Annotated in this window: 10 protein-coding genes; 3 read left to right on the plus strand and 7 right to left on the minus strand. The window is 72.1% G+C overall.

Annotated features, from left to right (window positions below):
• Nucleotides 1-48: 48 nt before the first annotated feature.
• The 6 genes from OM076_RS41575 to OM076_RS41600 all read right to left on the minus strand — a co-directional run bounded on the left by OM076_RS41575 (nucleotide 49) and on the right by OM076_RS41600 (nucleotide 9,845).
• Nucleotides 49-1,083 (minus strand): ABC transporter permease, encoded by a 1,035-nt coding sequence (locus tag OM076_RS41575; RefSeq protein WP_270046107.1) that lies wholly within the window; start codon nucleotides 1,081-1,083, stop codon nucleotides 49-51.
• A complete protein-coding gene (locus OM076_RS41580) occupies nucleotides 1,076-2,566 on the minus strand; it encodes a sugar ABC transporter ATP-binding protein (protein WP_270046108.1) in 1,491 nt (496 codons plus the stop codon). The genes OM076_RS41575 and OM076_RS41580 overlap by 8 nt, the downstream gene beginning before the upstream one ends.
• An 81-nt stretch (nucleotides 2,567-2,647) precedes the next feature.
• Entirely contained in the window at nucleotides 2,648-5,308 is a 2,661-nt protein-coding gene (locus OM076_RS41585) for a winged helix-turn-helix domain-containing protein (protein ID WP_270046109.1), read from the minus strand.
• A gap of 61 nt (nucleotides 5,309-5,369) precedes the next feature.
• Nucleotides 5,370-5,642 (minus strand): hypothetical protein, encoded by a 273-nt coding sequence (locus OM076_RS41590; protein WP_270046110.1) that lies wholly within the window; start codon nucleotides 5,640-5,642, stop codon nucleotides 5,370-5,372.
• 91 nt (nucleotides 5,643-5,733) lie between these two features.
• Nucleotides 5,734-8,529 (minus strand): PAS domain S-box protein, encoded by a 2,796-nt coding sequence (locus tag OM076_RS41595; protein WP_270046111.1) that lies wholly within the window; start codon nucleotides 8,527-8,529, stop codon nucleotides 5,734-5,736.
• On the minus strand, nucleotides 8,526-9,845 hold the full coding sequence (locus OM076_RS41600) for an extracellular solute-binding protein (protein ID WP_270046112.1): 1,320 nt from the start codon (nucleotides 9,843-9,845) through the stop codon (nucleotides 8,526-8,528). Before OM076_RS41600 ends, OM076_RS41595 begins: the two co-directional genes overlap by 4 nt.
• A gap of 241 nt (nucleotides 9,846-10,086) precedes the next feature.
• Here OM076_RS41600 and OM076_RS41605 point away from each other — a divergent pair, with 241 nt between their 5' ends.
• Together OM076_RS41605 and OM076_RS41610 are read left to right on the plus strand one after the other, a co-directional pair.
• Nucleotides 10,087-10,461: a DoxX family protein gene (locus OM076_RS41605; protein WP_270046113.1), complete on the plus strand. Its 375-nt coding sequence runs from the start codon at nucleotides 10,087-10,089 to the stop codon at nucleotides 10,459-10,461.
• Between the two features lie 14 nt (nucleotides 10,462-10,475).
• Nucleotides 10,476-12,347: an acyl-CoA synthetase gene (locus OM076_RS41610; protein WP_270046114.1), complete on the plus strand. Its 1,872-nt coding sequence runs from the start codon at nucleotides 10,476-10,478 to the stop codon at nucleotides 12,345-12,347.
• 158 nt (nucleotides 12,348-12,505) lie between these two features.
• On the opposite strand, the gene OM076_RS41615 is transcribed toward OM076_RS41610, so the two are convergent.
• On the minus strand, nucleotides 12,506-12,736 hold the full coding sequence (locus OM076_RS41615) for a hypothetical protein (protein ID WP_270046115.1): 231 nt from the start codon (nucleotides 12,734-12,736) through the stop codon (nucleotides 12,506-12,508).
• A 178-nt stretch (nucleotides 12,737-12,914) separates the two neighbouring features.
• Between OM076_RS41615 and OM076_RS47060 the strand changes: the two genes are divergently transcribed.
• Nucleotides 12,915-13,004 (plus strand): Clp protease N-terminal domain-containing protein (locus OM076_RS47060; protein WP_505017727.1); only part of this gene is annotated, 90 nt, incomplete at its 3' end.

Genomic DNA, 13,004 nt, shown 5'->3' on the forward strand with positions numbered 1-13,004 from the left:
ATGGGACACAAGGATTCCTCTCTCAGATCACTTGGGACAGGGCACGGCTCAGGAGCGAGGCTCGCCGCGCCGCAGGAGGCGCGCGACGGCGGCGCTGCGCCGCGCCGTGCGCTGGTACTTGGACAGACCGACGGCGAGCAAGAGCGCCACGCCGTTGAACAGATCGGGGATCCACACGGGCGCGCCGGCGAGCTGTAGCCCTTTGACGCCGACCGCGAGAACGAGTACGGCGATGACGGCGCCCCAGACGTTGTACCGGCCCCCGTGGAACTGCGTTGAGCCCAGGAACGCGGCAGCGTAGGCGGGCAGCAGATAGCCGGGGCCGACGGTCGGGTCGCCGACCGCGAGCTGGGCACTCGTCAGCAGCCCGGCCAGCGCCGCAATCGCGCCGCAGCTGACCAGTGAGAGCACGATCACCCGCGACGTGCGCACGCCGGCCAGGCGGGCGGCGCTGACGTTGCCGCCCGTGGCGTACACCCGGCGTCCCGTCGGCGTGCGCTGGAGCACGTACCAGACCACGAGCCCGACGGCGAGCATGATCCAGACCGGGTACGCGAGCCCGAGCAGCTCGTTCGTCGCCAGCGACTGGAAGGACCCTGGCAGGTTGAGAATCTGCTGACCGCCGGAGATCCAGGCGACCAGCGCCAGCAGCACCGAGCTCATGCCGAGCGTGGCGATGAACGAGTCGATCCGGGCGCGCACGATCAGCGCTCCGCTCACCCCGCCGATGGCGCAGCCGGCGAGGAGCGTCAGGACGAGCGTCGGCACGACGCTCAGGTGGAAGGACTCCAGCAGCCAGGCAGAGACGATCGCGGCCATGCCGACCTCGGTCCCGACCGCGAGGTTGAAAGTGCCGGCCGCCAGCGGGATCGTGACCGCGATCGCGACCAGCGCCGTCAGCGCCGAATTCGCGAGGAGCGAGCGCCACACACCCGCGGTAAGGAACGTGTCCGGCACCCACAGTGCGAACAGGACGAACAGGAAGGCGAAGATGTAGAGGGCGCTAACGTTGCGAAACGACAGCGCCGCGCGAAGCCGCCGTGGCTGCGCCGCAGGTGCGACGCCCATCGCGAGATCAGTCATGGCATGGGTCTCCGTTGGTGGTGGCCAGGGCGAGGCCTTCGATGACGAGGCGCTCCTCGGTCAGGTGCGCGCCGCGGACGTCCGCGCTGACCGTCCCGTCGCGCATGACGAGCACGCGATCGCAGACCGAGGCCAGCTCGGCGGTGTCCGACGACGCCATGAGCACGGCCGCGCCCCGCGCCGCCGCGTCGCGGACGAGCGCGTAGACGGCGGCCTTGGCGCCGACGTCGACGCCTTGAGTCGGCTCGTCGAGCAAAAGCACGCGCGGGTCGTTGCGCAGCCACTTCGCGAGCACGACCTTCTGCTGGTTGCCGCCGCTGAAGAGCTCCAACGGTCGCTCGGGGTCGGCCGGCCGCAGCGCGATGCGCTCCAGCCACCCCACCACTTCCTGCCGTTCGGCGCGACCGTCGAGCCGGCCCGCCCGCCGGCGTAGGCGGCGCAGGTTCGGAAGCGTCACGTTCTCGCGGACGAGCATCGTCATCACCGCGCCGTCGGCGTGGCGGTCGCCTGGCACGTAGGCGACGCCCGCGCCGATGGCGGCGCGCGGGTCGCCGCCGGCGAGCGTGGACCCGCCGATCGCCACGTCGCCCCCGGCCCGCGGCAGCGCCCCGAAGAGCAGCGCACCGACATGCTCGCGGCCCGAGCCGAGGATGCCGGACACGCCGACCACCTCGCCGGCGCAAAGGTCCAGCTGGAAGTCGCGCACGCGCCCGCCGCGCAGGCCGCGCACCTGCAGCGCGACCGCACCGGGGCCGCACGGCTCGCGCGGCGCGGCGTGTTGCGGCGCCGCGCCCACGATCAGCCGCACGAGCTCCGCGTGGTCGAGGGCGGCCACGGGCGCGTCAGAGACCAGGCGGCCGTCGCGCAGGACGACCACGCGGTCGGCGAGGTCCAGCACCTCGTCGAGGCGGTGCGAGACGAAGATCACGGCGGCGCCGGCGGCGGCGGCGCGGCGGACCGCGGTGAACAGCCGCCCGACCTCGTCGCTGTGCAGCGCCGCCGTCGGCTCGTCGAGGATCAGGAGCCCTTTGGCGCGCTCCCAGCCGTCCAAGGCGCGAGCGATGGCGACGATCGTACGTTCGGCGGGCGTGAGCTGCCCCACCGGCACCGTGACGTCGAACGCGGCGTCGTACTGGCGCAGCAGCGCGCGTGCGTGCTCGGCTTCCTCACGGCGGCGCGTCGGCAGCGCGGCCCCGAGTCCGTGCCGCAGCCCGAGATCCAGGTTCTCGACGGTGTTGAGCTGCGGGATCAGGCCGAGGTCCTGGTGGATCACGTGCACGGTGCCCGCGACGTCCACACGCGCGCCCGGATCGGGGGCCTCGACGCCGGCGAGAATCTTCACCAGCGTCGACTTGCCCGACCCGTTCTGACCCACCAGGGCCACGATCTCTCCGGGCTGGGCGGCGAAGCCGACGTCCTGAAGCGCCTGCAGACCGGGGAACGTCTTGCTCAGCCCCTCGATCGCTACCAGCGGTCGAGTCATGTCTCTTCCGGTTCGGTTCACGCTGGGAAGCGTCACCGCGGAGCAGATGACTGGTCGTCATCGCTTTTCGACGATCTTGTGTCAGCGCGTGCGCACAGCGGGCGCGAGCAGCCCGAGCTCGCGCGCGCGATCGACGGCCTCGGCCCGACCGTGGGCGTCGAGCTTGGCGTAGATGTGCCGCAGGTGCGTGCGGATCGTGTTGGTGGACACCGTGAGCTCGGCGGCGATCTCTGACGCCTTGAGGTTGCTCGGCAGATAGCGGACGACGCGCAGCTCCGCCTCACTGAGCTCCTCGCGCAACGCCGCGGGCGGCGCGCTGCGTCTGCCGGCCAGCAGGTCCAGGATCGTCTGGCGCAAGGTGGCGTGGGCCGTGCGGTGCCGGCGGTGGCGTTCGAGCACGTCTGGGAGCGGGTGCAGGACGAACGGCAACAGGATTCCCTCGGGTTCGGCCGCGTCCAGCGCCCGCTCCAGTGACAGCTCGGCAGCCTGAGCGTCCTCGAGCTGCTCGCGCGCGGCCGCGTCCAGCACCTGCGCCTCGACCGTCGCCGGGGTGCGATGGACCGCGGCCGCCGATCGCTCGAGCACGGGAGCGAGCAGGTCGAGCGCCCGCTCGGGCTCGCGCTCGGCAAGCGCGATGTCAGCCGCGGCGATGCGCATGTCGGCGCTCTCGCGGGCGCACTCGTCGATGTCGTCGAGCGTCGCGCGTGCCACGCCGAGCCAGCCGAGCCGCGCCTGCGCCTGCGCCTTGCGGGCCCGCGCGGCGACGCCGAACGCGTGCTCGCCCGCCAGCAGCGCCTCCATGCGTTCGGCGGCGTCGAGCAGGTCCAGCGCCTCGTGCGGCCGTGCCTGCGCGAGACGCAGGAGGCCGCGCGCGAAGTGGACGATCAGCTCGCTGCCGGGCTCCCCTCCCGGCTGAAGCGTGCGGTCCGCGCGCTCCAGCCACTCCTCGGCCTCGTGCAGACGCCCGAGCCACAACAGGTTGAGCGCGCCTGTCGCAAGGCCCGTGACGAGCACCGGGTCGTCCCCCCAGCCGTGCGCCTCCGTGATCGCCACCGCTTCCTCCGCCAGCGCCAGGCCCGCCGAGCAGGACTGCCCGGTCCACGGTCCGGCGATCGCGAGGTGGCCGAGCGGGCTCACCTGCAGCCAGGGCCGCTTTGCGCGGCGGGCCAGCTCGAGAGCCGACTCGAGGTGACGGCGGGCGTCGTCGGGGCGCGAGGACCACAGCTCTGCGACCCCGAGGTTCAGCAGCGCGGCCGCATTGAGCGCCTCGCTGAGCGCCCGCTCGCTCACGGGCTGCGCGGCGAGCGCGGCCTCTGCCTCCCGCATCGCCTCGAGCACGGCCTGCAGATCGCCGCGCCAGCGCGCGAGCGCGAGCGTGAGCACGGCTCGCCGCAGGTCGAAGCGGACGCGTCGCTCACCGGCGACCGTGTCTGCGAGGCGCCCGGCGACCTCGACGTACGCCGCGCTACGGTCGAGCGCACCGTCCAGCAGGCGCACGAGAGCGAACACGAGCGCCAGCTCCGGGTCGCTCGCGGCGGCGTCGGGCGCAAACGCCGTCAGGAGCTGGCGCACCGTCCCGGTACGGCCGTCGAGCGTCAGGTCGAGGTGGTGGTCCGCGAGCGCTCGCGCCGCCAGGGGCCAGTCGCGCGCCGCCTGCGCATGCCGGACCGCCTCGACGACGTGGCCCTCGTGCTCATGCCACTCGGCCGCCGCCCGGTGCAGCGAGTCGACGATCGCCGGCTCGGTTCGGCGCAGCTCCAGCTGGAGCAGGTCGGCGAACAGGTGGTGATAGCGAAACCACGTGCGGCCAACGTCGAGCGAGGTGACGAACGCGTTGGCGTCCTCGAGCTCGAGCAGGATCCGCTCCGAGCCCGAGCCGCCTGTGAGATGGTCGGCCAGCGGGCCGCTGACGCGCTCGAGCACCGATGTCCGCAACAGCAGCTCGCGCACCGCGGCGGGCTGGCGTTCGAGCACTTCGGCCAGCAGGTACCCCGCCACGGTGCGCTCGCTGCCCGAGAACTCGGCCACGAATCGCTCCGGGTCCGGGTGCCGGGCGAGCGAGATCACCGCGAGCCGCAGCCCGGCGACCCAGCCCTCGGTCCGCTCGTAGAGGCGCGCCACACCGGCCTCCGAGAGCGTGATCTGAGCCTTGTGGAGCAACGCCTTGGTCTCCGCGGCTGAGAAGCGCAGATCGCTTGCGCGCAGCTCCGTCAGATCACCCGCCAGCCGCAGGCGATGCAGGCCGAGCTGCGGGTCCTCGCGCGTGGACAGCACCACGCGCAGCGCACCCGGACGGCGGGCCAGGAACACCTCGAGCCAGCGGAGGGCTTCGGCGGACTCGAGCTCGTGGAGGTCGTCAATGACCAAGACGGCCGGCCGTGCGAGGGATCCGAGATCTGCCAGCAGCTGATCGATCATCGCCTCCCCACGGAAGCTCGGCGCCGGATCCACCCGCTCCACCCCGGGGACCGCCGCGGCCAGTGCGCTGATCAGCGACAGCCAGAACCGCTGCGCATCGTTCTCGCCGCGCTCGACGGACACCCAGCCCACCCGGTCACGCAGCCCGGCGGCCTCGACCCAGGAACGCAGCAGCACCGTCTTGCCGCTGCCGGCCGGCGCGCAGACCACGACGACACCACCGGCCGCCGCGTCCCCAAGGCGATCGAACAGCGACGCCCGGGGCACCCAACCGCGCGCGACCTGGGCGGGTTTGGCCTCGAACTGGCGGTCCTGGACGACCACGTGTGCTGGCTCTTTCCTCTTGTCGCGCCCGCGGGGCGCGCTTCAACGGTGCCAGCAGACTCTACGGACGCCGGGGCACGGCGTCATCCGCAATATCCCCGCAGGTCTCGGGCACCGACCAGGTGAGCGCCAATTCGAGCTTGACCTCGCGGCCCTTGGACTCGCTCGCGGACTCGAGCACCAGCTCGCGAGCCACCGGCACGCTCACGCGCTCGCCGGCCACGTGGATCTCCATTGCGCCGCCGACGGTAAGCGCGTACGCGAGGTCGACCAGGCGCTCGGCTGCGCGGTTGGGCGACAGGCGCTCGCGATCGGAATGCTTGAAGTGGTTCATCGTGTCCTTCGAGATCCTCGGGCCAGGCAGCGTGCCGACGGAGGCGATGACCGGTCGTCACGCGTTCCCGATGATTCCCGCCGGAGCGCCGCTAAAGAGCGTCGGCAGGGCCTCCCGATCTCGGCAGGGTCGCACTCAGCACCGTGCCGCCGCCGGGGCTGCTCTCGACGCTGAGCTGCCCACCGAGGGCGGCGGCGCGGTCGTGAAGCCCTACGAGACCGCGGCCGCTCGGATCCGCGCCGCCGATGCCGTCGTCGCGTACTTCGACCCGCAGCATCCCGTCGGCGACCGAGGCGCTCACGGCAGCGGACTCCGCGTGGGCGTGCTTGACGACGTTCGTGAGCGCTTCAGCCACGATGAAATAGGCGCTCGCCTCGATCTCGGGCGCGAACCGCTCGGCGGGCAGATCGACCTCCACGGCGAGGTCGAGCCGTTCCACGACCGCATCGACCGCACCGCGGAGCCCTCCGCGCGTGAGGTCTGCCGGCAGGATGCCGTGGGCGAGCTCGCGCAGCTCTCGATTGGCCTGTTGCACGTGCCCGAGCGCCTCGGTGACCAGCGCTCGCGCCGCTCCGTGGTCCTGCTTGAGCTCGCGCTGCGCCAGGCCGAGCGTGAGGGCGCTATGGACGAGCCGCTGCTGCGCACCGTCGTGCAGGTCGCGAACGACGCGGCGACGGGCCGCGTCGGCTTCGGTGAGCAGACGCGCTCGCGAGGCGGTGAGCTGATTCTGGCTCTCCGCGTTCAAGATCGCCGTCGCGACGAGCTCGGTGAAGTCCGCAATCCCGGACTCGGTGTTCGGCGGAAACTGCGCCTCGCGCTTCGTCGACGCGGCGATCACCCCCCATGTCACTCCGCGCACGATGATCGGACAGCCGACCGACGACCGGATACCCAGCGCTCGGGCCTCGGACGCGATCGGCCCGGGCGCGCCCTCGAAGCCGTCGACGCGCGCCGGCCGGCCGGTGTTCGTCACCAGCGCGGCGATGCTCGTCCCCTCGAGCGCAAAGCGTTCACCCACCGCGAGTTGGGACTCGGGGCTCCGGCTCCACGCCGCGATCGCCATCACGGTGCCATCCGGTTCGAAGCGCTCCAAGCGCGCGAAGTCGGCGTCGCACAACAGTCCCACCTCGCGGGCGACGGCGTCGAAGAGCGCGATCGGGGCGGCGCCCCGCGCCACGAGGGTGGCGACGCGGCGCAGGGCTGCCTGTTCGGACTCGCTGCGCCTGCGATCGGTGACATCGCGCGCGACGCCGTACATGAGGCCCTGTTCGACGACCGGCCGCGACGTCCACTGCAGCCAGCGCACCGTCCCGTCGCGGCAGACGTGACGGTTCTCGAATTCCACGAGCTCCTGACCCTCGGCCAGCGCAGCCGCCGCCTCCGCGGTCCGCGCCCGATCCTCAGGGTGGACGAACTCGATGACCGGCCGCGACCGCAGTTCCTCCTCCGTGAAGCCGAAGGTACGCGCCCACGAGGGATTCACCCGCTTGAGATAGCCGTCGAAACCCATGATGCACAGGAGGTCGACGGACGTGGTGAACACGCGCTCGAGCTCGAGCTCGGCCTCCCGTCGCCGCCCCTGCAGCTCCGCGAACGCGGCCACCGTCTCGTTCATGCCGCCCAGGAGGTGCAACCACGTGCCCTCGAACGCGGTGACGTCGGCTCGATGGTCAAGCTGGTTGCGCGTGATCGCCGCGTTCATACCGCGGATCTCGTCGGCCAGCCGCTCGGTTGTGATCTGGAGGTCACGAAACGCCTCCGCGACGTCTCCGATCTCATCGCGGCCGACGTACTCCACATCGACCGAGAGATCGCCGCCGGAGAGCGCCCGCGCGCTCGCGGACACCTCGGCGAGCGGTCGCGTGATCGACCGCCGCAGGACCAGCGCCAACGCAGTGACCAGGCCCAGCACGGCCAGCGAGACGACGAAGACGCGATTCCGTCGCGCGACCGCAGCGTCGAGGTCCCGCGTGACCGCGCTCTGCAGCTCGCCGCGGGCTTCGCCGGCGATGCGCCGCAGGTCTGAGATGCGCGCGCTGGAAGCGGCGAGCCACGCCGGCGGCGTGGTCCGGCGGCCGACCCGGTCGGGGGACGCGAGCAGGTCGGCCCGCACGTCGGAGACGCGGACGGCCGCCGGAGCGAACAGTGAGGCCGCGAGGTCGGTGGCCAGCCGAGTGCTGGCGTTTGCGCGGAAGTCGTCGAGCTTGGCTGCCTCCAGCGTCGCCCAGCGGGCGGCCGCCCCGGCGGGCCGGTCGCGCCCACGCGGCGTCAGCAGGGCGGCGACGTCCAGGCGTTCTCGCTCTGCCGGCTCGATCGCCCCCTGAATCGCGACGTACGCGTCCGCGGGGTACCGGACCGAAGCCGTCGGGCGGCGGCGGCCGGAGTCGAGGTCCCGCACAAGGTCCAGCACGTCGCGGACGATCGACCCGTAGCTGTCGGCGATCGTTGCCTCGCCGGTCCTCCCGGCCGCGGCCTGCAGCCGCGGCGCCTGCAGTTGCCGTCGGATCGCCGCCACCCGCCCGGCGGCATCGACATGAACCGAGGCGGAGGCGGCACGCTCAGCGGCCCGGCGCAGTTCGATGTCGGTCTGGCGCTGAGCCGAGCCGACGGCCGCGTCGGCCGCCGAATTTGGTCCCAGCCGCGCGAGCATGATGGCGGCGCGCTCGTCCGACAGCGCACGGGCGAGGTCCCCGGCCGCAAACGACGCCCGCGTCTCTGCCTGAAAGTCGCGCAGGTCGTCGGCCGCACGCCACGCACCGACGGCCGCGGTCACCGACGCGGCGGCGAGTACGCCTACGGGCAGCAGCGCCAGAAGCATCAGCTTGGTGCCGACGCGCAGTCGCGCGAGCAGCGGGAGATGCTCACCGTCCCGCACCGGCGGCCTCACGGCTCGGGCGCGGGATAGCCCTGGTGTGCGTCCAGGTCCTCGTCGACGCGGTTCGCCGCGGCGTCGAGCGCAGGCTTGACGGGCCGGCCGGCGAAGATCTCCCTGACCGCGGTCCCAAACGCGGCGGTGATGGCAGGGTAGGCCGGTGTCTGCGGGCGCGGGCGGGCGATGCCATCCTGGAGCTGCTGCAGAAACAGGTGCTCGGCGCCACCGGGACCGAATGTCTCCGAGCTCCTGGCAACGCTGACCGTCGCCGGAATCCCCCCGTTGGCGGTCGACATGCGGCGCACCTGCTGCGGTTGCAGTAGGAACTCGAGGAACCGCCAAGCGGCGTCGCCGTCGGTGGTGTTGGCGGTGATGCCCCATTGCCACGAGCCCATTCCCGTCACCGTGCCCCGCCCGAAGTCCGGCAGCGGCACGATCGCGAGATCGCCCAGCAACGCCTCGCTGTAGCTGGGATAGAGCCAGTGGCCGACCCACGAGATCGGACTGCGCCGCTTGACGAACGCGGCGTCGTCGCGGTTGGGATCGACGAGCCCGTCGCTCACCCAGTGCTGGATGGTCGTCAGCGCCTCGACGGCCTCGCTGCCGTTCATGACGCCATCGGCCTTGCGGTAGTCGTGACGATCGACCAGATCGCCGCCGGCCGACCACACCGCGGGCGCGAAGCCATACGCCGCCCACTCCGGCGTCGAGCTGAGGTAATTGAGCTTGAGATCCAGCGGCCGCCGGTACCCGGCGCGCCGGAGTCGGTGCAGGATGTCGGTGAACTCGGCCGCGCTCCAGGCGTCGCCGGGGTCGGTAGGGAGGCGGGCTCCCACCTTGCGCAGAACCGACGGACGGACGTAGAGCCCAAGGCCGGAGTCGAACGTCCCGAGACCCCAGAGGCGCCCCGCGTAGGTCCCCTGCCCGCGAATCGACGGCAGCAAGTCGCCCAGCAAGCGCTGGGGAACACAGGAGCCGAGCGGCTTGAGCTTGCCCGACCACGCGTAGTTGTAGAGGTACGGACCGTCCAGATCGAGCACGTCGGGTAGGCTGCCGCTGGCCGCCGCAGCTCGGACCTGCCGGTTGTAGTCTCCCCGCGGCAGCGTGACCAGGCGCACCCGAACCTCCCGCTGGGAGCGATTGAACGCCGCCACCTGCTCCTCCAACGTGTCGCGCTCGCTCACCGAGGGATCCCGCGGGTCGGGGGCACCGTGGAACCACACGGTGATGTAGGTCGGGCCGTCGATCTTGCCGTCGCACGTGGTGTCAGAGGCGCCGCGCTGCACCCCGCCGCCGGCGTTGCCGCCGCATCCGACCATCCCAGCGACCAAGGCGGCGACCAGGGTTCTCCGGGCGAGGATGACTGACGATCCCGTGAGGCCGATCCTACTCCCGCGCGCCGACCAGCACTAGGTGCCGCGGGAGCGCCGCCGACGTCGCGTGCGATCACGCATCGTGCGTGACGACCACTCACCCGTTCCGGTGGTGCACTGGCGCCCATGGCCATTCGGAGTGACGTCGCCTCACGCGGCGGCGAAGCATCCGTTCCAATTTCTGAAGGAGATATGACTTATGGAGACCGTGCTCTGGATCGTTCAGGGACTGCTGGCAGCGATCTTCATCGCCACCGGCGTGACGAAGCTGACCCAACCGCGGGCGAAGCTGGCCGCGGGCCCGATGCGCTGGGCCGCTGACGTCACCGACGCGCAGTTCCGCGCGATCGGCGCGCTCGAAGTGCTCGGCGCCGTCGGATTGATCCTGCCCGCCGCGCTCGGCGTCGTGCCGATCCTCACGGCATTCGCCGCCCTCGGGCTCGTGCTGACCATGGTCGGTGCGATCGCGATCCACCGCCGCTACGGCGAGACGGATCGTCTGGCCGTGCCGATCGTCGTGCTCGCGCTCGCGCTCGTGGTCGTCGTCGAGCGCTTCGGCTCGCACAGCCTCTGATCGGAGCTCCTCCCGTGTCTGTCGTCACCTCTTCGCCCGAGCAGCTGTGGCCCGCCACGCGCGACCTGGCCGAGATCGAACGCGTCCCGCTCGAGCGGCGCGGGCTGCCCGCCAGCAGCTACCACGCGCTGCTGCGAGCCGCCGAGCTGTGGCCGCAGCGGCCCGCGCTCCACTGCCTGCCGGATGCCGAGCGTTGGGAACAGCCCGTGTCGCTGACGTTCGCCGACCTGGCCGCCGACGTTCAGCGCGCGGCGTCGGTCTTCGCCGGCGTCGGTATCGGCCGCCGAGACGCGGTCGCGATCGTCTCCGTCAACTGCCGCGAGATGATCACCGCGATGCTGGCCGCCGAGGCGGTCGGCGTGGCGGCCCCCATCAACCCGGCCCTTGCCGGCGAGCACGCCGCCGGGCTCGTGCGGCTCTCGGGCGCGAAGGTGATCGTCGCCGCCGGGCCCGAGCTCGATGAGGGCATCTGGTCGCTCGCTCGCCGGCTGGCCGCCGAGACCCGGGCGACCGCGCTGCTGGCACTGCGCCCGACCGCGCCCGTGGGACCGCCGCCACAGCTCGAGCCGCTGGCCGGCATGACCGTCGCGCATCTCGAGACGCTCGCGCGCGACGCGCCCGCCAACACCGAGCCCGCTCAGGCACCGCGCGCCGGCGACCTCGCGAGCTACCTGCACACCGGCGGCACCACCGGCGCGCCCAAGCTCGCCGCGCGCACGCACGGCAACGAGGTCGCCAACGCGTGGATGATCGGCACCCGCCTCGAGACCGAGGGCGCGATGTTCGCCGCCCTGCCGCTGTTTCACACGAACGCGCTGATCGTCACGCTGCTGGCGCCGCTCCTGCGCGGGCGTCCCGTGGTCTGGGCGGGACCGCTGGGCTATCGCGACCCCGCCCTCTTCAAGGTCTTCTGGCGAATCGTGGAGCGCTACCGGATCGCCGCGATGTCCGCGGTGCCGACGGTCTACGCCACGCTCGCCACGCTGCCCCTCGACGCCGACATCAGCAGCCTGCGGATGCCGATCGTCGGCGCCGCCCCGCTGCCGCGGGCCGTCATCGACGCCTTCCTCGACCGCACCGGGATCGAGCTGTGCGAAGGGTATGGCCTGACCGAGGGCACGTGCGCGAGCGCGTGCCACATCCCCGGATTGGCGCGCGCCGGCGTGGGGGTCCGGTTGCCGTATCAGCAGGTCCGCGCCGCACGCATGGAGTCGGAACGCTGGCACCCGCTGCCCAACGGCGAGGTCGGGACGCTGCTCATCAAGGGCCCGAACGTCTTCGCCGGCTATCTGGTGGCGACGCCCGAAGGACCGGTGGTCGAACCGGGCGAGAACGTGCGCGACGGGTGGTTGAAGACGGGCGACCTCGGATGGGTCGACGGCGACGGAAACGTACGCCTGTCTGGCCGCGCCAAGGACTTGATCATCCGCGGCGGGCATAACATCGACCCAGCGGTGATCGAGGACGCGCTGCTCGAGCATTCCGAGGTGACCGCCGCGGCGGCCGTCGGCCGGCCGGACGCGCACGCCGGAGAGGTCCCGGTCGCCTACGTCACCCTCACCGCCGGTGCCTCCGCCACCGAGACGCAGTTGCGGGCCTGGGCGACCGCGCATGTCCCGGAGCCCGCCGCCGCGCCTAAGCGCGTCGAGATCATCGACGCCATTCCTGTGACCGCGGTCGGCAAGCCGTTCAAGCCCGAGTTGCGGCGCCGCGTGGCCGAGGACGTCGCACGCGAGGCGCTGGCGGGCCGCGCGAGCTCTGTCACGGCTCGCCTCGGCGACGGACAGGCGATCGTGGTGAGCGTGCGCGGAGTCGACGACCCCGCGCTGCAGGCCGCGCTCGGCGCTTTCAGCTTCGGCTGGGAGAACGCGGGCCCTGCGGATTGAGGCACGCCCGCGTCAGCGGGGCTGCGCGGGATCAGGGCAGTGCAGCAGCGACGCGATCACGCGCTCGCGCTGGGCGCGGGCGAAGGCCCGACGGCGCTCGGCGGCCGTCGGTTGTCCGGCGACGTGATGGGGTGCGGACTGAAGGTCTGTCATGGCGGTCACGCGGCGAGCCGTTGCCGATGGAGCCGCTCGAGCGCTTCGGCCGCCATCTCCTCGAACGCGAGTTCGATGAGATAGGCGCCGTAGGCGTCAGCCCGGTACGCGTTGGGCGCCGCGCTCCAGGCGCGCAGCGCGGCGGTGCAGCGCTGCTGTGCGTTGAACCACGCGGAGTAGGCGTCGTCGGCGGGCGATTGCGGTGGCGCGGGACGCTGGAAGGGGATCGCTCTCATGGTGGTTCGAGTGTCCCGGCGAACCGCGCCGGCCACCATGGCCTCTTTCCGGAGACCGCGATCGGGCCGACCTTAGACCGCAGGTCAGGCAGGCCTTATGTCGTTGTCCGTGATCTCACCCTCCAAGTAAGGCCAGTCCCGATCGGCGCGCGTGCCGCCCGCTGACAGAGTTCTCGCCATGTTCGAGCGATTCACAGAGCGAGCCCGTCAGGTGGTCGTCCTCGCCCAGGAGGAGGCGCGGACGCTCAAGCACAACTACATCGGGACC

It is taken from the genome of Solirubrobacter ginsenosidimutans, assembly GCF_027587205.1.